The following is a 19,945-nucleotide window of genomic DNA, read 5'->3' on the forward strand; positions in this document are numbered from 1 at the left end:
CCCCGGCGGGGGGTCGCTCGTACCGCGGCCCCCCGCCCCACCCCTCTCCGCGCCGACCCCGGAGTCGGCGGCGACGGCCTCCGGTCCGCGGCCAGCCCTCGAAAGCGGCAGCGGGAGGGTGGAGGTGCGGATCAGGGGCGGCCGGGCGGGTCCGAACGGTCGGTGGGAAGCAGGGCGTAGAGCACCGAGTCGATACGGGTGCCGTCCGGGCCCGGTAGGCGCCCACGCTGCACCCCCTCCCGGCGGAAACCGACCTTCTCCAGCACCCGCTGCGGCGCCACGTTCTCCGGCCGGCAGCCGGCCCACAGCCGGGCCACGCCCGCCGTGTCGAACGCCCAGTCGACCATCAGGCGCACGCCCCGGGTCAGCAGGCCACGCCCTCGCCATTCGGGCAGCATGCTCGCGCCGAGCATGGCCTGACTGATGAGCGGTTCGTCGTACCGCAGGGCGAGGCCGCCACCCGCCTCGCCGCTGGCCACGTCGACCACGACCAGGTCCGCCACGGTGCCGACCAGCCAGTTGCTCGCCGCCATCCGGCACCGCCGCTCGACCTCGGGCCGGGTGGGAGGCTCCGGTGGGACCCGGTTGGCGACCACCTCGGGGCGGGTGTGCAACCGGTACATCAGGTCCACGTCGTCCGGGCCGGTGGGGCGCAGGGCGACCACGCCGTCGGTGAGCCCGCCGGGCGGGAGGTCCGGCAGGAGCCGGGGCGTCGGTCCGGGCGGGTCGTCGGCGAGCCGTACCCAGGCGATCGAGTCGCAGCGCCCGCCGCCGCGCTGCGGGCCGGCGGCCCGGCGTACCCCCTCGTGCCGGTAGCCGGCGGCCAGCGCGACCCGCTGGCTGGCCGCGTTCTCCCCGTGGGTGAACAGTTCCAGCCGGACCAGGCCGGTGGCGAACGCGTGCCCGGTCAGCGCCCGGACGGCGGCGGTGGCTACGCCCCGGCCCCGGGCCCACGGTGCCGTCCAGTAGCCGATCTCCGCCTGCCGGCGCATGGGCACCAGCCGGTCGATGCCCACCGCGCCGAGGAGCCGGTCGGAGTCCGGATCGGCGACGGCGTACGCCATACCGCCGTTGGCCCAGACCGCCGGAGCGGCCTCGTCGACCCACCAGCGGGCGGTCGCCTCGGTGTACGGGCTGGGCAGCGCAGGCAGGAAGCGCTGGGTGAGCGGGTCGTCGCAGCCGGCGGTTATGTCGGCGACGTCGGTGTCCCGGTAGGGCCGCAGCCGCACCCCGTCGCCCTCGATCACCTGTGGTTCCATCTCGTCCCCCGTTCCGGTGTCAGATCGACTGTCCGGCCTGGTCCCCGGCGAGCAGCGCGCCCACCCAGGCGTCGACGCGCGTGTCGCGGAACACGATGGCCCCCCGGGAGACGCCCTCCATCCGGAAGCCGGCCTTCTCGGCGGCCCGCCGGGAGGCGGTGTTGCCGACGTTGGCCCGCCACTCGATCCGGGCCAGGCCGAGGGTGGTGAACCCCCAGGCGCCCACCGCGGCCAGCGCGGCCGGCAGGTAGCCCCGACCGCGTGCGTGCGGTGCGGTCAGGAAACCGACGTCGCCCAGGGCCGGGTCCACCGGTGAGATGCGCAGGTCGACGTTGGCCACGTACGTGTCGTCGGGGTCGACGACGGCGAAGCAGGCGGCCCGCCCGTCCGCCCAGGTCGACCGGTGGTAGGCGAGGTACGCCTCGGCGTCCGAGCGCTGGTACGGGTCGGGCACGCTGGTCCAGCGCACGGTCTCCGGATCCCGGCAGGTGGCCACGACGGCGTCCAGGTCCCGCTCGTCCATCGCGCGTAGCCGTAGCTCGACCGGGCCGGCGGTGGCGAACAGTTCGGGGTGCGGACGACCGAAGACCGCCGCGCGGCGGGCCAGCAGGGTGCCCGGTCCGGCCGGGCCGACCGCGCCCGGCTCGGGCACCTCGCCGGGCAGCAGCGAGCCGATCCAGCCGTCCGTGGGGCCCTCCGGCGGTGGCGCGGCCAGCCGGAGCCGGCCGTCGACGTGGAAGCCGGAGCGCAGCGCGGCCAGCCGGGAGGCGTGGTTGCCCAGTCCGGCCTGCCAGATGATCCGGCGCAGCTCCAGCCGGTCGAACGCCCACCGGGCCACCGCCCGGGTCGCCCGCGCGGCGAGGTTGCGCCCCCGGGCCCACGGCGCGGTCCAGTAGCCGATCTCGGCGGAGCGCAGGGCGTGGTTGATGCTGACCAGCCCGCAGGAGCCGAGCAGCTCGCCGCTGTCCGCGTCGCAGACGGCGAAGGCCGCCGAGGTGCCCTCGGCCCAGCCCCGGGGGGCGACGTCGGTCACGAAACCCACGGCGTGCTCCGGCAGGTACGGCCGGGGTACCGTGGTCCACCGCTGGATGTTCGGGTCCTGGCAGGCCCGGTGCACGTCACCGGCGTCGGCGGGGCGCCATGGGCGCAACAGCAGGCCGTCCTCGATGATCTCCACAGGCTCCACGGAGCAATCGTGCCCGACCGTTCGCGCTGGGCGTAACCGGTTATCCCCGTGCACACGGCCGGGGACGCGTGTCTTATGTCGGTTTCCGTGGACCTCACGTACGCCACCAGTGACCATTGGGCCGATGGAACGCCTACGATGGTTCGAGACTGTCTAGGGGAGCGTTGATCCGTGTCGATTCTGGAAAAGGTCCTTCGCGCTGGCGAGGGCCGCATGGTGCGCCGGTTGAAGGCCATCGCCGCCGCCGTCAACTCGATCGAGGACGAGTACGTCAACCTCACCGATGACGAGCTGCGCGGCATGACCGAACACTTCAAGGAGCGGATCGCCGACGGGGAGTCCCTCGACGACCTGCTGCCCGAGGCGTTCGCGGTGTGCCGGGAGGCGGCGGCGCGGGTGCTCGGCCAGCGGCCGTACGACGTCCAGGTGATGGGTGGCGCGGCGCTGCACTTCGGCAACATCGCCGAGATGAAGACCGGTGAGGGCAAGACCCTGACCTCGGTCATGCCGGTCTATCTCAACGCGCTCTCGGGCAAGGGCGTGCACGTGGTCACGGTCAACGACTACCTCGCCCAGCGTGACGCCGAGTGGATGGGGCGGGTGCACGAGTTCCTCGGCCTCACCGTCGGCGTGGTCCTGCCGAACCGGCCGGCCGTCGAGCACCGGGCGGCGTACGAGTGCGACATCACCTACGGCACCAACAACGAGTTCGGCTTCGACTACCTGCGCGACAACATGGCCTGGTCCCGGGACGACCTGGTCCAGCGCGGTCACAACTTCGCCGTGGTCGACGAGGTCGACTCGATCCTGATCGACGAGGCCCGGACCCCGCTGATCATCTCCGGCCCGGCCGAGCACTCGGCCCGGTGGTACCAGGAGTTCGCCACGGTGGTGGCCCGGCTCCAGGCCGGCAAGGACGGCGAGGGTGACTACGAGGTCGACCACGCCAAGCGCACCATCGCGGTCACCGAGCGCGGGGTCGCCAAGGTCGAGGACCGGCTCGGCATCGACAACCTCTACGAGTCGGTGAACACCCCGCTGGTGGGCTACCTGAACAACGCGATCAAGGCCAAGGAGCTCTACAAGCGCGACAAGGACTACATCGTCAGCGACGGCGAGGTCCTGATCGTCGACGAGTTCACCGGCCGTATCCTGCACGGCCGCCGCTACAACGAGGGCATGCACCAGGCGATCGAGGCCAAGGAGGGGGTGGAGATCAAGCAGGAGAACCAGACCCTGGCCACCATCACCCTCCAGAACTACTTCCGCCTCTACACCAAGCTCTCCGGCATGACCGGTACGGCGCAGACCGAGGCCGGCGAGTTCAACAAGGTCTACAAGGTCGGCGTCGTGAGCATCCCGACGCACCGGCCGATGGTCCGGCTGGACCGGGCCGACGTCATCTACAAGACGGAGAAGGCCAAGTTCAACGCGGTGGTGGAGGACATCGCCGAGCGGCACGAGGCCGGTCAGCCGGTGCTGGTCGGCACGGTGTCGGTGGAGAACTCCGAGATCCTCTCCACGCTGCTGCGGCGGCGGGGCATCCCGCACGCGGTCCTGAACGCGAAGTTCCACGCCCGCGAGGCGGAGATCGTCGCCCAGGCCGGTCGCAAGGGCGCGGTTACCGTCGCCACCAACATGGCCGGTCGTGGTACGGACATCCTGCTCGGTGGCAACCCCGAGTTCCTGGCCGCCTCCGAGCTGCGTCAGCGCGGCCTGGACCCGGCCGAGGAGCCGGAGGAGTACGCCAAGGCGCTGGAGGAGGTCCTGCCCAAGTGGAAGCAGGCCTGTGAGGCGGAGGCCGAGGAGGTCGCCGCCGCCGGTGGCCTCTACGTGCTGGGCACCGAGCGCCACGAGTCCCGTCGGATCGACGACCAGCTGCGCGGCCGCTCCGGCCGGCAGGGCGACCCGGGCGAGTCGCGCTTCTACCTCTCCCTCCAGGACGAGCTGATGAAGCGGTTCCGGGCCGGGGCGGTCGAGGCGGTGATGGAGCGCTTCAACATCCCGGAGGACGTGCCCATCGAGTCGAAGATGGTCACCCGTCAGATCAAGAGCGCCCAGGCCCAGATCGAGGGCCAGAACGCCGAGATCCGCAAGAACGTCCTCAAGTACGACGAGGTCATGAACAAGCAGCGGCAGGTGATCTACGCCGAGCGGCTGCGGGTGCTCAACGGGGAAGACCTCTCCGACCAGGTCCGCAACATGATCGACGACGTCATCGGGGCGTACGTCGTGGGGGCCACCAGCGACGGGTACGCCGAGGACTGGGACCTCGAACAGCTCTGGGCCAGCCTCAAGCAGCTCTACCCGGTCGGCGTGACCATCGAGGAGCTGGAGGAGGAGGTCGGCGGCTCGCGAGCCAGCTTCGACCAGGACTTCCTGCTCAGCCGGCTCAAGGAGGACGCGCACGCCGCGTACGACCGTCGCGAGGAGACCCTCGGCGAGGAGGCGGTACGCCAGCTGGAGCGGATGGTCCTGCTCCAGGTGATCGACCGCAAGTGGCGTGAGCACCTCTACGAGATGGACTACCTCCAGGAGGGCATCAGCCTGCGGGCCTACGCCCAGCGCGACCCGGTGGTGGAATACCAGCGCGAGGGCTTCGACATGTTCGCCAGCATGATGGACGGCATCAAGGAGGAGACGGTCGGCTTCCTCTACAACCTGGAGGTCCAGGTCGAGGAGCCCACGCCGGAGCCCGAGCAGGTCCAGCTGCTGGAGAAGCCGGTCGAGATCCGGGCCAAGGGGCTCAACCGCGCCCCGCAGCAGCAGGGGCTCCAGTACTCCGCACCGACCATCGACGGGGAGGCCGGCGCGGGTGCGGTGGCCGTGGAACGGCCGGACGAGCAGCCCGCCGAGCCGCCCCGGCAGTCCGCCCCGGCCCTCGGTGTCGGTGGGTCCGCGTCGCAGCGTCCCGCGCCGTCCCGGCCGGCGGCCGGTCTGCGTGGCCCCGCCCCGACCCCGAGCGCCCGGCGGGCACCCACCGGTCAGGCCGAGGGCGGCAACGGCCCGTCCCGGAACGCGCCCTGCCCGTGCGGCTCCGGCCGGAAGTACAAGCGCTGCCACGGCGCACCCAACGGCGGCAACTGACCGCGACCACGACCCGAGGGGCGTCCACCGCACGCGGTGGACGCCCCTCGCGGCGTCTTCCCCGGGCGTCGGCCCGCCGCCGGCGGACCGGGGGACCACGGCTGTGCTTCAGGCGTCGGCCCGCCGCCAGCGGATCGCCCGGCGGAACGGGGTGTCAGAGGATCTGGAGGACGGCGCAGATCCAGCCCGGCCCCCGGCGTTCCAGGCGGAGCGCCATCGCCCAGCTCCGCCCGTTCGGGGCGGCGAGCACGGCGGCGGCCTCGATCGCGGCCGGCTGTGGCTGGCACACCCGGAGCCGGCGCAGCCGCACCATCGGGCGGGTGGCCCGTCGCCGGACCGGCCCGAGCCGGGAGGTGGCCAGGGCGAGCTGCTCCAGCACGTCGGCCGTGCGCAGCGGGTCGGTGAGCGGTCGGATCTGGCCCGGCGGCCGGTAGCCGTTGACGACCTCCAGGCAGGTGGCCACGAAGCGGTGCGCGGCGCGGGTGGCCTCCGGGGTGGCGGTGGCGGGCGGCGCGACGGCGGGCGCGGCCGGTCGGGGCGGGTGCGGCGCGGTGGGTCGGTGTGCGGGCCGCCCGGCGGGCCGACCCCCGCCCGGGCGGCTGGCGTCGACCAGGTCGAGGGCGAGCTGGGCGGCGGTCGGACGCGGCCAGAGGTCGGCGAGCCGATCGTCGGCGAACGGCGGGTCGAGGGGCGGCGCGGGCCGCAACCGGACCGGGGGACGTGGTGGCACCGGACGGCGGGAGTCGACCATCAGATCCCCCTGATTCCTTCGTTTGCCTACGTTTGCCTCCGATAGCCTTCATCTTCGGGCATGGAACAGCCCCGGTCAATGTCTGGGAGTGACCGGTCCGTTACTCGGTGGCCTCACGTTCGCTGAGCGGGTTGGCCCGCACCCACTCCGCGGTCTCGGCGTACTTGCGCTGGATGTACTCCTCCAGCCGGACGCGTTCCACCCGCCACTGCCCCCGGCCGCCGATCTTGATGGCGGGCAGTTCTCCGCTGCGGACCATGTGGTAGACCTGCGAGTCGGTGACGTTGAGTTCGGCCGCCACGTCGGACAGCAGCAGGAACCTCGGTTCCATGTCGGACCTCTCGCGTTGCCGGCGTTTGCCTCAGTTTGCCACCGGTCGGGCCGGTGGCGCACCGGCGCGGCGCGGGGATGCCTTTCCGCCGGTCGCTGCGGGTGTACTACGGTCACGGCGTCCGGCGCGGCCGGTGTCCCGGCCGGATACCCGGCCGGCCTCGAGCGGGGAGACCAGGGTGACCGACGACCTTGTCCGGGTGTACGTACCGGCGACCGTACCGATGCTGACCCGACTGCGCGACGAGGGCCTCCCGGCCGGCGCGGTGCACGCGGTCACCCCCGGCCTGCGCGAGTGGTACGCCGAGGGCGACGAGGAGGAGCTGGAGTACGTCGCCTTCACCCGGGCCGCCCAGGACGCGCTGCGGCTGCTGCACGACGACCCGTCCGCGCCCCGGCGTCGCGTGGTGGTCTCGGCCGACGTGCCAGCCGCCGTGCTGGGCCGGCCTGACGGCGAGCTCGGCTCCAGCATCGTCGACCTGGCCCAGCCGGTCGGAGTGCGGGCGGTGGCCGCCCTGCACGTCGACGGGGAGGAGGCGGTCACGGACGTCGCCGCCGCCGCGGCGGTCGTCGACCGGGCGCTCGCCGGGGACGAGGACGCCCAGTTCACCGTCGACGGCGTGGAGGACCACGAGCTGGAGTGGTACGACCCCTCCGAGCTGGACCTGCTGCTCCGTACCGCCTCCTGAGCGCGCCGGTCAGTCCTCGACCGGGGCGGTGTCGTCCTCGTCGTCGACGGGGGCCGGGCCGAGCGTGCGGCCGAAGGCGATCATCGCGGTGAGCGCGCCGACGAAGAGCACCCAGATGGCGTTGTCCAGCCGGGAGGTGCCCAGGGTGGTCTGGGCCACCGCGTCCGCCTCGCTGAGCGCGGCGGCCAGGTCGAGCAGGGAGCGTCCGCCGACCCGGATGATCACCTCGGTGAGCAGCAGCAGCAGACCCGAGCCGGCCCCGGCCACCAGGTACGCCGGCCACCGTTCGGCCGGCGCGTCCGGGTGCCGCCGCAGCGTCCGGCGGCGGGCCAGACGGAGGTAGCCGAAGGCGACCACCCCGGCGACCAGCCCGGCGAGCAGGGACTCGGTGCGGGAGACCCACCGGGCCGCGCCGACCATCGCCTCCTGGGTGCCGCCACCGCCGTACAGCTCGAAGAGCGGATCGCGGACCTGGCTGAACGCCACCACGAAGACCAGGACGGCGAGGGCGGCGGTGACCACGGCCCCGACCACCCGGGCGGTGCGGGCACCGGCCAGCGCGCCGCCGACCACGGCCGCCGCGGCGGTGGTGCCGGCGATCACGTTCGTGGTGGCGTTGTCGGGGTAGACAAGGTTGATCGCCACGGCGGTGAGCAGACCGACGAGCAGGCCCACCCCGGTGGCGGTGACGAAGCGGAGGGTGGCCCGGTCGACGCCCCGGCGGGCGAGCAGGTTGGTGACCGCCAGCGCGACCCCGCCTCCGGCGACCAGGGCCGCCGAGATCACCCCGGGCAGCGCGTACGCGGAGAGGCTGACCGCCGTGACACCGGCCTGTGCGGAGCTGATCGCGGCCCGGGTGGACCAGAGCATCGCGGCCAGCCAGCCGAGCGCGAGCAGCGCGAGGACGACGGCCGCCGGGGCGGGCCCCGGCCTGCCCGCCGGGGCGGTGGTCTCCCCGGTCGACGGGTCGTCGACCGGCTGGTCCGGGTCCGCGGCCGTCGAGCTGCCGGACTGCTGGGTCATCGTCTCCCCTTCGACGCGAACGCGCGCCAGTTCCCTCCCATCGACGGGCACGGGCAGGGCCTCCGACGGGCACGGGAAGGTGGCGAGCGGGTCACCGGCTCCCCAGGGTACGCGCCCGCCCGACGGGCCGGCCCGGGTGTGACCGGGTGGATGCAGGGGCCCCCTGTTACCGCTTTTTGTCGAGGAGGGGGCCCCTGCATCCACCCGGACCGGAGGGCGGTTCGCGCGGGTACGACGGGAGGTGCGGGTAGGACGTGGCCGGCTAGGTGGGTGGGGTCGGGCGTGGGAGAATCGCGGCGGACCCGTCGCCGCGATCCGGTGAGGCGTCATGCCCGGTGACCCGGCCGTCGGTCGGTGGCCGCGGGTCCGGTTTCGCCACCGCCGTCGAGATCGCCAGGAGCTGTGATGGACGCCGTGTTCTCCGTACCCGAACCGCGCAACGAGCCGGTACGCGCCTACGAGCCGGGCAGTGCCGACCGGGAGCGGCTCCAGCGGCGCCTCGCCGAGCTGGCCGCCGACCGGCTGGACCTGACCATGACCGTCGCCGGTGAGCAGCGGATGGCCGGCGGCGAGCGGATCGACGTGGTGCAGCCGCACCGGCACGCGCACGTGCTGGGGGTCACCGCGCACGCCGACCAGGCCGACGCGCGGGCGGCGGTCAAGGCCGCCCTGGACGCGGCTCCGATGTGGCGGGCGCTGCCGTTCGAGGAGCGGGCGGCGATCTTCCTGCGGGCGGCGGAGCTGCTCGCCGGCCCATGGCGGGACACCCTGAACGCCGCCACCATGCTCGGCCAGTCGAAGACGGTGGTCCAGGCGGAGATCGACTCGGCCTGCGAGTTCGTCGACTTCCTCCGGTTCAACGTGCACTTCGCGCGGAAGCTGCTGGAGGAGCAGCCGATGTCGTCGCCCGGGGTGTGGAACCGGTTCGACCACCGTCCGCTGGAGGGCTTCGTCTACGCGATCACCCCGTTCAACTTCACCGCGATCGCCGGCAACCTGCCCTCGGCCCCGGCGCTGCTCGGCAACACCGTGGTCTGGAAGCCCGCGCCGACCCAGCAGCTCGCGGCGCACTTCACCATGCGCCTGTTCGAGGCGGCCGGCCTGCCGCCCGGTGTGATCAACATGGTCACCGGCCGGGGCGAGGAGGTCTCCGAGGTGGTCCTCGCCGACCCCGACCTGGCCGGCATCCACTTCACCGGGTCGACCAAGGTGTTCCAGCACCTCTGGCGGACCGTCGGGGAGAACATCGCCCGGTACCGGGGCTACCCCCGGCTGGTCGGGGAGACCGGCGGCAAGGACTTCGTGGTGGCGCACACCAGCGCGGACGTGGACGCGCTGCACACCGCGCTGATCCGGGGCGCCTACGAGTACCAGGGACAGAAGTGCTCGGCGGCGTCGCGGGCGTACGTGCCGCGTTCCATTTGGGAGGGCGGGCTGCGGGACCGACTGGCCGCCACCGCCGACTCGCTGACCTACGGCGACGTGACCGACTTCTCGAACTTCGGTGGCGCGGTGATCGACTCGAAGGCGTTCGACCGGCACACCGCCGCGCTGGAGCTGATCTCCTCTGACGACAGTTGCCGGGTGCTGGCCGGCGGCACCGCCGACGACTCGGTGGGCTGGTTCGTCCGGCCGACCCTGTTCGAGTGCACCGACGGCACGCACGAGACGTTCACCACCGAGTACTTCGGCCCGATCCTCGGCGTGCACGTCTTCGACGACGCCCGCTTCGAGGACGTGGTCGCCCAGGCGGAGTCGGTGGCCCCGTACGCGCTGACCGGGTCGATCTTCGCGACCGACCGCCGGGTGGTGGAGGCGGTCGCGGAGCGGATGCGGTACGCGGCCGGCAACTTCTACGTCAACGACAAGCCGACCGGTGCGGTGGTCGGGCAGCAGCCGTTCGGGGGCGCGCGGGCCAGCGGCACCAACGACAAGGCCGGCTCCTGGCACAACCTGGTCCGGTGGATGTCGCCGCGCACCATCAAGGAGACCTTCGTCCCACCGACGGATCACACCTACCCGCACATGGGCTGAGGCTGTCCGGGCGCAGCGCGTCCGGCTGGTGTCGTCCCGACGGGCCCCATTCCGCCGTCCTCCGGTGGGGTGGGGCCCTCGGCGTGCCACCACCGATGACCCGCCCGGGTGGAATCTGGGCCAAAGCGGACAGGCGATCGGCCGTCTCCTGTACCCTGCGTAACCAGATGATCATATACGTAGGCATCCTCAAGGCGCCCGAACGTATCGATTATCCTCTATGGACTGTCGTCGTCCGACAGTGCACATAGGAAGTGACAGGCCGTGCTGATTGCGCCAAATCCTAGACGCCGGGTCAGCAAAGTGGCAGCGTAATGGGCATGGCGGATTCCGGAATCAACCCCACAGCGGCAGCCCTGCTCGGGCTGCTCCACGAGGGTCCCATGACAGGCGGTCAACTGATGGCCGCCGCCGAGCGCCGGCTGGCGCCCTACTGGTCGATGACCCGCAGTCAGGTCTACCGAGAGTTGCCGGTACTGGCCGAGCGCGGACTCGTGCGGATGGGCAAGCCCGGTCCACGATCCAGTCAGCCGTACGCGATCACCCCGTCCGGTAAGCGGACGTTCTCCCGCTGGCTGGCGGAAGGGCCGGGCAAGGACACCATCCGCAACCCGGTCGCGCTGCGGATCGCCTTCGGCGAGCTGCACTCGGCCAGCCAGTTGCGCAACCTCTACACCTCGGCGAACGAGTACCACACCGAGGCGCTGGCGCACGTCCGTGAGCAGGTGCGCAACGCCAAGAAGGAGGGTGCCGCCTTCGACGCGAGCGCCCTGGAGTTCGCGGTCGCCTACCACAAGGCCGCGCTGACCTGGCTGAAGAACGCTCCGGTCCCCGGCTGAGCGCCGATCCGCCGCCGGGTCCGCCTGCGGACCGTAGAGCCGTACCAGCCCGCCCACCCGCACGACGCCACCAGGACCGGAGGACCGGGGGCCGGCGACGCCCGCCGTGCCCCCTCGCCGGGGTGCTTTCCACTCCGACCGCGGGGCTCGCCGGCCGCCGGCCGCTCCCGCCGGTACGCTTGGCTGTCGTGACCGCTGCCGATTACGCCGAACAGCTCAAGGAACTCGACGCCACCCTGCGCAACATCGAGGCCGTGCTCAACCTCGACCGGCTGCGTGAGGACAAGGCCCGGCTCGAGCAGGAGGCCTCCGCGCCGGACCTGTGGGACGACCAGGCCCGAGCCCAGCAGGTGACCTCGCAGCTGTCGTACGTCAACGGCGAGATCAGCAAGCTGGGCAGCCTCCGGTCCCGGCTCGACGACGCCCGTGTCCTGCTGGAGCTGGCCGAGGCCGAATCGGACTCCGGGGTGCTCACCGAGGTGGAGAGCGAGATCGCCGGGCTCGGCAAGGCCATCCAGGAGATGGAGGTGCGCACCCTGCTCTCCGGGGAGTACGACTCCCGGGAGGCGCTGGTGGCGATCCGGGCGGGAGCCGGCGGCGTGGACGCGGCGGACTTCGCCGAGATGCTGCTGCGGATGTACCTGCGCTGGGCGGAGCGGCACGGCTACCCGACCGAGGTCTACGAGACCTCGTACGCCGAGGAGGCCGGGCTGAAGTCGGCCACCTTCGCGGTGAAGGTCCCGTACGCGTACGGGACCCTCAGCGTGGAGTCCGGCACGCACCGGTTGGTCCGGATCAGCCCCTTCGACAACCAGGGCCGGCGGCAGACCAGCTTCGCCGGCGTGGAGGTGCTGCCGGTCACCGAGCAGACCGACCACATCGACATCCCCGAGAACGAGATGCGGATCGACGTCTACCGGTCGTCCGGGCCGGGTGGGCAGAGCGTCAACACGACCGACTCGGCGGTGCGGATCACCCACATCCCGACCGGGATCGTGGTCACCTGCCAGAACGAGAAGTCCCAGCTCCAGAACAAGGCGTCCGCGATGCGGGTGCTCCAGGCCCGGCTGCTGGAGCGTAAGCGCCAGGAGGAGCAGGCCCGGCTGGAGGGGCTCAAGACCGACGCCGCCGGCTCGTGGGGCGACCAGATGCGGTCGTACGTCCTGCACCCGTATCAGATGGTGAAGGATCTGCGTACCGAGCACGAGACGGGCAACCCGACCTCGGTTTTCGACGGCGAACTGGACGCCTTCATCGAGGCGGGGATCCGCTGGCGCAAGCAGCGACAGCTCGCCGATGACCGAGCGTGATCGACTCCGGGCGGAGCGCGTTGATCGTTTGTCGCGTAACCTACTAAATCGATGACTTCACACGCGTCGGCGGGGCGTGGGGGACGCCCCGCCGGTCACACGGCGTAGACTCCCTCTCCGTGATTCAGCTTGAGCAAGTGACGAAGACGTACCCGAAGGCGTCCCGCCCGTCGCTCGACAACGTGTCGGTCTCGATCGAGAAGGGCGAGTTCGTCTTCTTCATCGGCCCTTCCGGCTCCGGCAAGTCCACCATCATCAAGCTCCTGCTGCACGAGGTCACCCCGAACAAGGGGCGGGTCATCGTGAACAGCAAGGACGTCACGTCGATGCGCTCCTGGAAGCGTCCGCAGTTCCGGCGCTCCATCGGCTGCGTGTTCCAGGACTTCCGGCTGCTGCCCAACCGCACCGCGTACGAGAACGTCGCGTTCGCTCTCGAGGTGATCGGCAAGACCAAGGCGGTCGCCCGCCGGGTGGTGCCCGAGGTGCTGGAGCTGGTCGGCCTCGGCGGCAAGGAGCACCGGTACCCGCACGAGCTCTCCGGTGGTGAGCAGCAGCGGGTCGCGGTGGCCCGGGCGTTCGTGAACCGGCCGTTGATCCTGCTGGCGGACGAGCCGACCGGAAACCTCGACCCGGACACCTCCATCGAGATCATGCGCCTGCTGGACCGGATCAACCGCACCGGCACAACGGTCGTGATGGTCACGCACGACTCCAACATCGTCAACCAGATGCGCCGCCGGGTCGTCGAGATCGAGAGCGGACGCATCGTGCGGGACCAGGCCCGCGGCGTCTACGGCTGAGCCCGCCGGCCCGCCGCCCCCAGGCGGGCCCGCGGCTCGCCGCTCCCCGAACGGGGCCCTGCGGCCCGATCTGACGACGAACACTTGCCGGAGACCCGGAGGAATACCCGATGCGCGTTAAATACGTCCTGTCCGAGGTGCTGGTCGGACTGTGGCGCAACGTGACCATGACGATCGCCATGATCATCACGATGGCGGTGTCCCTGACCATGCTCGGCGCCAGCGGTCTGATGTACCGCCAGGTCTCCGACATGAAGGAGCTCTACTACGAGAACATCGAGGTGTCGATCTTCCTCAAGACCGACGTGCCGGCCGAGCAACGGGACGCGCTCCGCGCCAAGTTGGACGGCGACCCGCTGGTCGAGGAGGTCGTCTACGTCAACAAGGACGAGGCGTACCAGCGCTTCCAGCAGATGTTCCGGGACGCTCCGGACCTGGTCGGAGCCGTCCAGGCGGACGTGCTGCCCGAGTCGTTCCGGCTCAAGCTGACCAACCCGCAGGAGTACCGGTCGATCTACGAACAGTACAAGGACGACGCGGCGGTCGACGAGATCGTCGACCAGAGCGCGCTGCTCGACAAGATCTTCAACATCCTGACCGCGATCCAGAACATCGCGCTCGCCGCAGCCGCCGTGATGGCCATCGCGGCCCTCCTCCTGGTGGCCAACACCATCCAGGTCGCCGCGTACAGCAAGCGGCGTGAGGTCGCGGTCATGAAGCTGGTCGGTGCCTCCAACTGGTTCATCCAGGCACCGTTCGTGCTGGAGGCCGTGGTCGCCGGTCTGATCGGTTCACTGCTCGGCCTGCTCGCCCTGATCGGCGCGAAACAGTTCCTCTTCGACGGGTCGTTGCAGTCCCTCCAGGGCCTGCTCTCCCCGGTCAGCTGGGGCGACATCCTGATCATGTTCCCGCTGATGGCGGGCGTGGGTGGCTTGGTCAGCGCGATCACCGCCTGGGTCACGCTCCGCTTCTACCTGCGGGTCTAGTCACTCCTACGGGTCATCTCCGGGTGATGAGAGCCCCCCGGCACCGGGAACAAATGGTGCCGGGGGGCTCTTTCCGTTCAGGTAGCATGGGCGGGCTGTCCGCCGAGTCGATCACGGAAGGGGTGTGGGCCGATGCCACGGGAGAAGGGGCGGAAGGTCGTCGCCTCCAACCGCCGGGCGCGGCACGACTACAGCATCCTCGACACGTACGAGGCGGGCATGGCGCTGACCGGCACGGAGGTGAAGTCGCTGCGTGCGGGCCGGGCCTCCCTGGTGGACGCGTTCGCCCAGGAGCGCGACGGCGAGCTGTTCCTGCACGGCATGCACATCCCGGAGTACGTCCAGGGCACGTGGACCAACCACGAACCCCGGCGGACCCGGAAGCTGCTGCTGAAGCGCCTGGAGATCGACCGGCTGATCGGCAAGAGCCGGGAGGGCGGGCTGACCATGGTGCCGTTGCAGGTCTACTTCTCCGACGGCTGGGCCAAGGTCGAGATCGGGCTCGCCAAGGGCAAGAAGGCCTACGACAAGCGCCAGGACCTGGCCAAGCGGGACGCCGATCGCGAGATCAACCGGGCGCTGGGCCGGCGGGGCAAGGGGATGGCCGAGTGATTTCGTCCCGTATGTCCGTCTGGCAGTGTGCGGGCGGGGCTCGGGATGAAACCCGTTGCGCGAGGCGTTAGGCTTGGTGGAGCTGCCGACAGGGGCAGCCACTCGAGGGGGTGACAGGTTTCGACTTCGTGCGTGGCGTCAGGGGAAGCGAGCCGAGGAAGCCGACGTCGTCTCGTGAATCGGTCGTCGGAAAACAATAAGCGCCAAGAACAATCGCGCTGACTTCGCTCTCGCCGCCTGAGGCGAGTAGCAAGTCTGTCGGCCTGGGAACGCCTTCGACCCAGTTAGCCGGCATCAGCTAGAAGGCTGGCCAACCGGACCCGGTCGCGGGGTCCGTGCGGCGAGATTAATCAGCGACTGGGCCCGTCACACCAACTCGCTCGCGTGATCGGTGGGGCCGAGTAGAGGCACAGCGAGCTGCGCTCGGAGAAGCCCTGACAAGGCGGCGAAGGACCCGGGTTCGATTCCCGGCACCTCCACCACCATGCGCCCCGGTCCCATCAGCGGACCGGGGCGCATCGTCGTCCCCGGAGGGAACATGGGCACGTCGCGGTCGGCGGGAACCGGGGACGCCCCGGCCCACGTCGAACCGGCATGCGTCGACGAGTGACTCTGCTGCTGGGCCTGCCGATCCTGCTGGCCCTGACCGCCGCCTGCGCGGAGAACGGGAACCGGACCACCACGGTGGGCGATCCGAGCGAGCGGTGGGGGTCGTTTCACCGGCGGGCCGCCGAGGTCGCCGAGGCGTGGCAGCCCGGCCCGGCCTGGAAGACCGGCTACGTCCCCCTGGAGGCCCCCACCGTCCTCACCGGGGATCCGAAGTTCTCCGACGAGACCAAGCTGGCCTTCCAGGCCGGCTGGTACCGGGAGCAGGTCGCCATCCCGCCGACCCGCGTGGGCGGGGGCGTCGTGCGCTTCCCGGACGGCACGCTCGACGTGCCGCTGGTCAGTGCCGCCGAGGCGTACCGGCAGCTGGACCTGGGAGACCCGCCGCCGTGCGAGGGCCGGCCGAAGGTCCCCGGGCCGACGGTGGAGCCGGGCCCGGACGGACCGGTCGCGACCACCCCGGCCACGGCGGCCTGCACGCCGCTGACCGTCACCGGCGTCAAACTCGGCACCGTGGAGTTGCGGACCAGCCGTGGCGAGGCCACCGTGCCCGCCTGGCTGTTCACCGTGGAGGAACTCGCCGTGCCGGTCGCCCAGGTGGCCGTGGCGCCCAGCGCGGTCTCCGCCGTGCCGGATGCCGGCCCGTCCTGGCAGCCGGCTCCCGAGGTGGCCGCCGCCCAGAACGTCGTCTCGATCGAGGGCGCCGAACTCACCTGGCGGGTCGGGGTGGGTGCCTGTGACACCGGGGTCCAGCCGCTGGTGGCCGAGTTCGACGACGTGGTGGTGGTCGGCGCCGGGGTGGTCCGGGGCACCGGCGTCTGCACGGACCAGTTGAAGCTGGAGCCGGTCAGCGCGACGCTCAAGACGCCGCTCGGCGCCCGTACGGTGCTGGACGTGGTGACCGGATCGCCGGTGTCCATGCTCGGCGGTTGACGCACCTGTCCCGGCAGGTCGTCGACGGCGACCGGAAGCCGGTGGTGTGGTCCGGGCACGACGGTCGGGATCGACCCGCCGAGGGGGGGCGTCCGTCGGACGACCCCCTCGGGGCGACCCATGCTCAGGGCAGGGGGAAGGGGAGCTTGATGCCGTCCAGCGCGGAGGCGCAGGTGCACTCCCGCTCGGCCGGAAGGGCGGCGACCGCGTCCAGCAGGATGTCCCGCAGCCGGTCGGTGTTCTCGCCGAAGACCCGGAACACCTCCTCCTGCGTCACCGAGTGCCCGCCCTCCACTCCGGCGTCCAGGTCGGTGACCAGGGCGATGGAGGTGTAGCAGAGCGCCAGCTCACGGGCGAGGACGGCTTCCGGGTGCCCGGTCATGTTGACCACCGAGCCACCGATCGCGGTGAACCAGCGGGACTCGGCGCGGGTGGAGAAGCGCGGCCCCTCGACCACCACCACCGTGCCGCCGTCCACCGCCGACACCCCCCGTCCGGCCGCCGCGTCGAGCAGCGTACGCCGACCGGCGGGGCAGTACGGGTCGGCGAAGGAGACGTGCACCGCGCCCCGGTCGTAGTAGGTCTGCGCCCGGCCGCTGGTCCGGTCGATCAGCTGGTCCGGCACGACGAAGGAACCCGGGCCCAGCTCCGGCCGCAGCCCGCCGACCGCGCAGGGCGCCAGCACCCGGCGTACCCCGAGGGACCGCAACGCCCACAGGTTGGCCCGGTAGGGGATCAGGTGCGGCGGGTGCCGGTGGTCGCGGCCGTGCCGGGGCAGGAAGGCCACCCGCCGACCGGCCACCTCGGCGACGGTGATCGCGTCCGACGGGGGCCCGTACGGTGTCTCCACCCGGTGTTCCACGGCGTTGTCCAGGAGGGCGTAGAGGCCCGAGCCGCCGATGACCGCAATCTCCGCCGTAGGATCCATCGATTCTCCCCAAACTCGTTCCACTACCGGCCGGTCAGACCTTAGCCACCGTGCAAGGTGCAGGCTATGGTGCCAGGCATGGCGTTGAGAACACGGACGCTCCCGGTGCACCGGGTCGAACCGGTGCGTTCGGCGACGTCCCGGCAGGAGGTTCCGGCGTGGCGTGACCGCGTCGCGGCACGCGGTTAGGGGATAGGCGACATGCAGGGAGAGGGACAGGCGATCGGCGGTCGTTCGATGGCGTCGATGACCGGGCAGTTGCTGGTCGCGACCCCGGCTCTGAAGGATCCCAACTTCGACCGTACGGTCGTGCTGCTGGTCGCGCACGAGCCCGGCGGGGCGCTGGGTGTGGTGCTCAACCGGGCCACCGAGGTGCCCGTCGCCGACGTCCTCGGCGACTGGAGCGCGCTGGCCCGGGACCCGGCGGTGCTCTTCGAGGGCGGCCCGGTGCAGCCCGACTCCGCCATCTGCCTGGCCCGGATGCGTCACCCGGTACGCCGGCTCAAGGGCTTCCACCAGGTTCTCGGCGCGGTGGGCACGATCGACCTCTCCGTCGACCCGGACCGGATGCGGGAGAACGTCTCCGGCATCCGGGTCTTCGCCGGCTACTCGGGATGGGGTGCCGGGCAGTTGGAGCAGGAGATCGAGGAGGGCTCCTGGTTCGTCCTGGACGCCCTGCCCGGCGACGCCTTCGTCGACCGTCCCGACGACCTGTGGCCGATGGTGCTGCGCCGGCAGGGCGGGATGATGGCGGCGGTCGCCCACTTCCCGCCGGACGTGTCGCTCAACTGACCGCCGGGGGTACCCCCGGGAGATGACCATGGCCGCCGGTGTGTGTATAGTTTCGTCCGTGCCCGGGCGACCGGGGACACCGGCAAGGGGCCGTGGCGCAGCTGGTAGCGCACCACACTGGCAGTGTGGGGGTCAGGGGTTCGAGTCCCCTCGGCTCCACCCTTGTGAAACGCCCTGGTAGGGGATAATCCCCCTCCAGGGCGTTCTTCGTTTCACCTGCGGGTGAGCGGATACGCGCCGGAACCGTCGATGTCACTCGACAAGTCGATCCTCGACAAAACGTACCTGCTTGATGATCTTTCCTTTCTCGTCCTTGTGGTAACTGTGGTATTTCTTCTGCGGGTCGGCGTCCGACCAGGTTATCGAGGCGATCACGTCGTTTCTGTGATGTTCCAGTCGATCCGTGTTCAGGTAGCCTTCGTCGGGCTGCCAGTCTCTCGGCAGCTCGTCACTCTCCCGGTAGAAGTACAGGTGGAAAAACCGGTTTCCGCCTTCCGCGGCTCCGACTTCTCCTTCAACCGGGTGGTCCTTGTTGTATTTTTCTGCCAGTTCTTTCAGCTCTGTCAGGTCTTCGGGCGGGTCCAGAATCATGTAGTGCTTCCTGACGGTCACGCCTCCCTCGGCCTGCTTGCCGAAGACCTCCGCCGTGTTGTCGATTTCGAAAATCCTTGGTCTCTCGCCCGACCCCTCGCTCGTCGTGCATCCAATCAAGGCGAATGGAAGCAGGAACATGCCAATAATCAAAACCAGGATCTTCGGGTTGGCTTTGATTGCTGATCCTCCTCAACTGATATGTCCACTTTCCGGTAGAACGGGCGGGCCGCAACGCGGCTGGTGACGTCGACGGGATCCGTGCGGGAGCGATCATGCACGCGTGACGGTTGGTCGCGTCAGCCCCAGCGCCGGAAGGCGTCCGCCACGACGGCCTCGACGGAGTCGGCTGCCTCGCGGGCGTCGGCCACGGTGAACGCGATCGGCTCGCCCCGCCGCCAGCGGAGCGCGCGGTCCGCCAGTGGCCCGTACGCGGGAAGGACCTCGGCCAGGTAGGCGGCGGCACCGGCCTTCGAGACGATGTCGCCGTGGGCCAGCGTGAAGTGCAGGCGTGCCGGCCCGAGCGCACACCACGCCACGCCCTCGGCGCCCACCTGCGTGGCTTCCGGCACGTCGGCGACCGCCGCGCGAAGACTCGCGGCCAGCGGCCGCCAGTAGGTCTCCAGGTTGTCCAGGTTGAAGCGGCGCACGGCGTCGTGGTCGACGGTCAGCCCCAGGGTGGGCACCTCCGGCCCCCGGACCGCCTTTCCGTACCTGGTGAGCAGCAGCCACAGCACGGGGTGGAGTTCCCCGCAGGGCTGGTCGGCCCGGAACCGTCCCTCGACGACGAACGGCGCGACCCGGCGGTCGGCGGGCTGCTGGAAGAAGGTCTCCCGATCGAGGTACACGCCGTCGAGGTGCGGTTTCGGCGGCATGCCGGCGTGCACCGCGGCCAGGGCGGTGCGGTCCTGGTCGGTCGGACGGCGCGACGTGACGATCAGCGTGTCGATGTCACTGTGGCCGGGCTGGTACGCCCCGAGCGCGACCGAGCCGGTCAGGTACAGCGACTCCACGAAGCCGGGCAGGGCCGTGTCCACCGCGGCCAGGTAGCGGGCGACCGTCGTCTCTACCGTCTCCACCGGGAGAACCTAGCAGCGCGCACCGGTCAGGGTCGCCGTGCCGGAACCAGGAGTCGCGACAGGGCGGCTCCCGGGCAGCGTATCCGGGCCTGCGGCGTGCCGGTCACTGA

18 protein-coding genes, 1 tRNA gene and 1 other RNA gene are annotated in these 19,945 nt (G+C 71.1%); 12 read left to right on the plus strand and 8 right to left on the minus strand.

The features are described 5' to 3' along the window. Positions 1–131: 131 nt before the first annotated feature. The gene (locus IGA62_RS17865) at positions 132–1,259 is read right to left on the minus strand and encodes a GNAT family N-acetyltransferase (RefSeq protein ID WP_145819727.1); all 1,128 of its coding nucleotides are present in this window, start codon (positions 1,257–1,259) and stop codon (positions 132–134) included. Between the two features lie 19 nt (positions 1,260–1,278). Next, entirely contained in the window at positions 1,279–2,445 is a 1,167-nt protein-coding gene (locus tag IGA62_RS17870) for a GNAT family N-acetyltransferase (protein ID WP_145819725.1), read from the minus strand. 171 nt (positions 2,446–2,616) lie between these two features. On the opposite strand from IGA62_RS17870, the gene secA reads away from it, so the two are divergent. Beyond that, positions 2,617–5,532 carry a preprotein translocase subunit SecA gene (gene secA / locus IGA62_RS17875; RefSeq protein WP_145819723.1) on the plus strand — a complete coding sequence of 972 codons (2,916 nt, stop codon included), beginning with the start codon at positions 2,617–2,619 and terminating at the stop codon, positions 5,530–5,532. Between the two features lie 154 nt (positions 5,533–5,686). Here the strand turns inward: secA and IGA62_RS17880 are convergent, their stop codons facing one another. Further along, a complete protein-coding gene (locus IGA62_RS17880) occupies positions 5,687–6,283 on the minus strand; it encodes an Rv3235 family protein (protein ID WP_145819721.1) in 597 nt (198 codons plus the stop codon). Between the two features lie 100 nt (positions 6,284–6,383). Beyond that, positions 6,384–6,614, minus strand: a complete 231-nt coding sequence (locus IGA62_RS17885; protein WP_091457563.1) for a helix-turn-helix domain-containing protein — start codon at positions 6,612–6,614, stop codon at positions 6,384–6,386. Between the two features lie 178 nt (positions 6,615–6,792). Here IGA62_RS17885 and IGA62_RS17890 point away from each other — a divergent pair, with 178 nt between their 5' ends. Then, positions 6,793–7,302, plus strand: coding sequence for a DUF6912 family protein (locus IGA62_RS17890; RefSeq protein ID WP_145819719.1), 510 nt, complete (start codon positions 6,793–6,795; stop codon positions 7,300–7,302). Between the two features lie 9 nt (positions 7,303–7,311). Here the strand turns inward: IGA62_RS17890 and IGA62_RS17895 are convergent, their stop codons facing one another. Then, positions 7,312–8,325, minus strand: coding sequence for a hypothetical protein (locus tag IGA62_RS17895; protein WP_145819717.1), 1,014 nt, complete (start codon positions 8,323–8,325; stop codon positions 7,312–7,314). A 405-nt stretch (positions 8,326–8,730) separates the two neighbouring features. Between IGA62_RS17895 and pruA the strand changes: the two genes are divergently transcribed. The 8 genes from pruA to IGA62_RS17935 all read left to right on the plus strand — a co-directional run bounded on the left by pruA (position 8,731) and on the right by IGA62_RS17935 (position 16,445). Then, positions 8,731–10,359: an L-glutamate gamma-semialdehyde dehydrogenase gene (pruA, locus tag IGA62_RS17900; protein WP_145819714.1), complete on the plus strand. Its 1,629-nt coding sequence runs from the start codon at positions 8,731–8,733 to the stop codon at positions 10,357–10,359. Between the two features lie 320 nt (positions 10,360–10,679). Continuing rightward, positions 10,680–11,198 carry a PadR family transcriptional regulator gene (locus IGA62_RS17905; RefSeq protein WP_145819712.1) on the plus strand — a complete coding sequence of 173 codons (519 nt, stop codon included), beginning with the start codon at positions 10,680–10,682 and terminating at the stop codon, positions 11,196–11,198. Between the two features lie 188 nt (positions 11,199–11,386). After that, a complete protein-coding gene (gene prfB, locus IGA62_RS17910) occupies positions 11,387–12,508 on the plus strand; it encodes a peptide chain release factor 2 (protein WP_091457587.1) in 1,122 nt (373 codons plus the stop codon). A 119-nt stretch (positions 12,509–12,627) separates the two neighbouring features. Next, positions 12,628–13,308 carry a cell division ATP-binding protein FtsE gene (gene ftsE / locus IGA62_RS17915; protein WP_091457590.1) on the plus strand — a complete coding sequence of 227 codons (681 nt, stop codon included), beginning with the start codon at positions 12,628–12,630 and terminating at the stop codon, positions 13,306–13,308. Positions 13,309–13,418: 110 nt separating this feature from the next. Then, positions 13,419–14,294: a permease-like cell division protein FtsX gene (gene ftsX, locus IGA62_RS17920; protein ID WP_145819710.1), complete on the plus strand. Its 876-nt coding sequence runs from the start codon at positions 13,419–13,421 to the stop codon at positions 14,292–14,294. A gap of 132 nt (positions 14,295–14,426) precedes the next feature. Then, positions 14,427–14,906, plus strand: coding sequence for an SsrA-binding protein SmpB (gene smpB / locus IGA62_RS17925; protein ID WP_091457597.1), 480 nt, complete (start codon positions 14,427–14,429; stop codon positions 14,904–14,906). A 106-nt stretch (positions 14,907–15,012) separates the two neighbouring features. Further along, positions 15,013–15,388, plus strand: a transfer-messenger RNA (tmRNA) gene (gene ssrA, locus IGA62_RS17930). A 112-nt stretch (positions 15,389–15,500) separates the two neighbouring features. Continuing rightward, positions 15,501–16,445, plus strand: coding sequence for a hypothetical protein (locus IGA62_RS17935; protein ID WP_145819707.1), 945 nt, complete (start codon positions 15,501–15,503; stop codon positions 16,443–16,445). Positions 16,446–16,569: 124 nt separating this feature from the next. Here IGA62_RS17935 and IGA62_RS17940 read toward each other — a convergent pair whose 3' ends face one another. After that, positions 16,570–17,373: an S-methyl-5'-thioadenosine phosphorylase gene (locus IGA62_RS17940; protein ID WP_145819705.1), complete on the minus strand. Its 804-nt coding sequence runs from the start codon at positions 17,371–17,373 to the stop codon at positions 16,570–16,572. Positions 17,374–17,574: 201 nt separating this feature from the next. Between IGA62_RS17940 and IGA62_RS17945 the strand changes: the two genes are divergently transcribed. Both IGA62_RS17945 and IGA62_RS17950 read left to right on the plus strand, forming a co-directional pair. Then, positions 17,575–18,165 (plus strand): YqgE/AlgH family protein, encoded by a 591-nt coding sequence (locus IGA62_RS17945; RefSeq protein ID WP_145819703.1) that lies wholly within the window; start codon positions 17,575–17,577, stop codon positions 18,163–18,165. Positions 18,166–18,251: 86 nt separating this feature from the next. Continuing rightward, positions 18,252–18,324, plus strand: a tRNA-Ala gene (locus tag IGA62_RS17950). A 93-nt stretch (positions 18,325–18,417) separates the two neighbouring features. On the opposite strand, the gene IGA62_RS17955 is transcribed toward IGA62_RS17950, so the two are convergent. Further along, a complete protein-coding gene (locus IGA62_RS17955; RefSeq protein ID WP_145819701.1) occupies positions 18,418–18,897 on the minus strand; it encodes a hypothetical protein in 480 nt (159 codons plus the stop codon). A gap of 158 nt (positions 18,898–19,055) precedes the next feature. Next, entirely contained in the window at positions 19,056–19,835 is a 780-nt protein-coding gene (locus IGA62_RS17960) for a nucleotidyltransferase domain-containing protein (RefSeq protein WP_145819699.1), read from the minus strand. Positions 19,836–19,945 lie beyond the last annotated feature (110 nt).

This window comes from Micromonospora sagamiensis, assembly GCF_014680085.1.
Taxonomy (GTDB): domain Bacteria; phylum Actinomycetota; class Actinomycetes; order Mycobacteriales; family Micromonosporaceae; genus Micromonospora; species Micromonospora inyonensis.

Bases quoted from the DNA above. Each gene is read 5' to 3' on its own strand.
- IGA62_RS17865 (WP_145819727.1), bottom strand. From the start codon at position 1,259: ATGGAACCACAGGTGATCGAGGGCGACGGGGTGCGGCTGCGGCCCTAC.
- IGA62_RS17880 (WP_145819721.1), bottom strand. From the start codon at position 6,283: ATGGTCGACTCCCGCCGTCCGGTGCCACCACGTCCCCCGGTCCGGTTG.
- IGA62_RS17885 (WP_091457563.1), bottom strand. From the start codon at position 6,614: ATGGAACCGAGGTTCCTGCTGCTGTCCGACGTGGCGGCCGAACTCAAC.
- IGA62_RS17895 (WP_145819717.1), bottom strand. From the start codon at position 8,325: ATGACCCAGCAGTCCGGCAGCTCGACGGCCGCGGACCCGGACCAGCCG.
- pruA (WP_145819714.1), top strand. From the start codon at position 8,731: ATGGACGCCGTGTTCTCCGTACCCGAACCGCGCAACGAGCCGGTACGC.
- IGA62_RS17905 (WP_145819712.1), top strand. From the start codon at position 10,680: ATGGCGGATTCCGGAATCAACCCCACAGCGGCAGCCCTGCTCGGGCTG.
- ftsX (WP_145819710.1), top strand. From the start codon at position 13,419: ATGCGCGTTAAATACGTCCTGTCCGAGGTGCTGGTCGGACTGTGGCGC.
- smpB (WP_091457597.1), top strand. From the start codon at position 14,427: ATGCCACGGGAGAAGGGGCGGAAGGTCGTCGCCTCCAACCGCCGGGCG.
- IGA62_RS17935 (WP_145819707.1), top strand. From the start codon at position 15,501: ATGCGTCGACGAGTGACTCTGCTGCTGGGCCTGCCGATCCTGCTGGCC.
- IGA62_RS17940 (WP_145819705.1), bottom strand. From the start codon at position 17,373: ATGGATCCTACGGCGGAGATTGCGGTCATCGGCGGCTCGGGCCTCTAC.
- IGA62_RS17945 (WP_145819703.1), top strand. From the start codon at position 17,575: ATGCAGGGAGAGGGACAGGCGATCGGCGGTCGTTCGATGGCGTCGATG.
- IGA62_RS17955 (WP_145819701.1), bottom strand. From the start codon at position 18,897: ATGTTCCTGCTTCCATTCGCCTTGATTGGATGCACGACGAGCGAGGGG.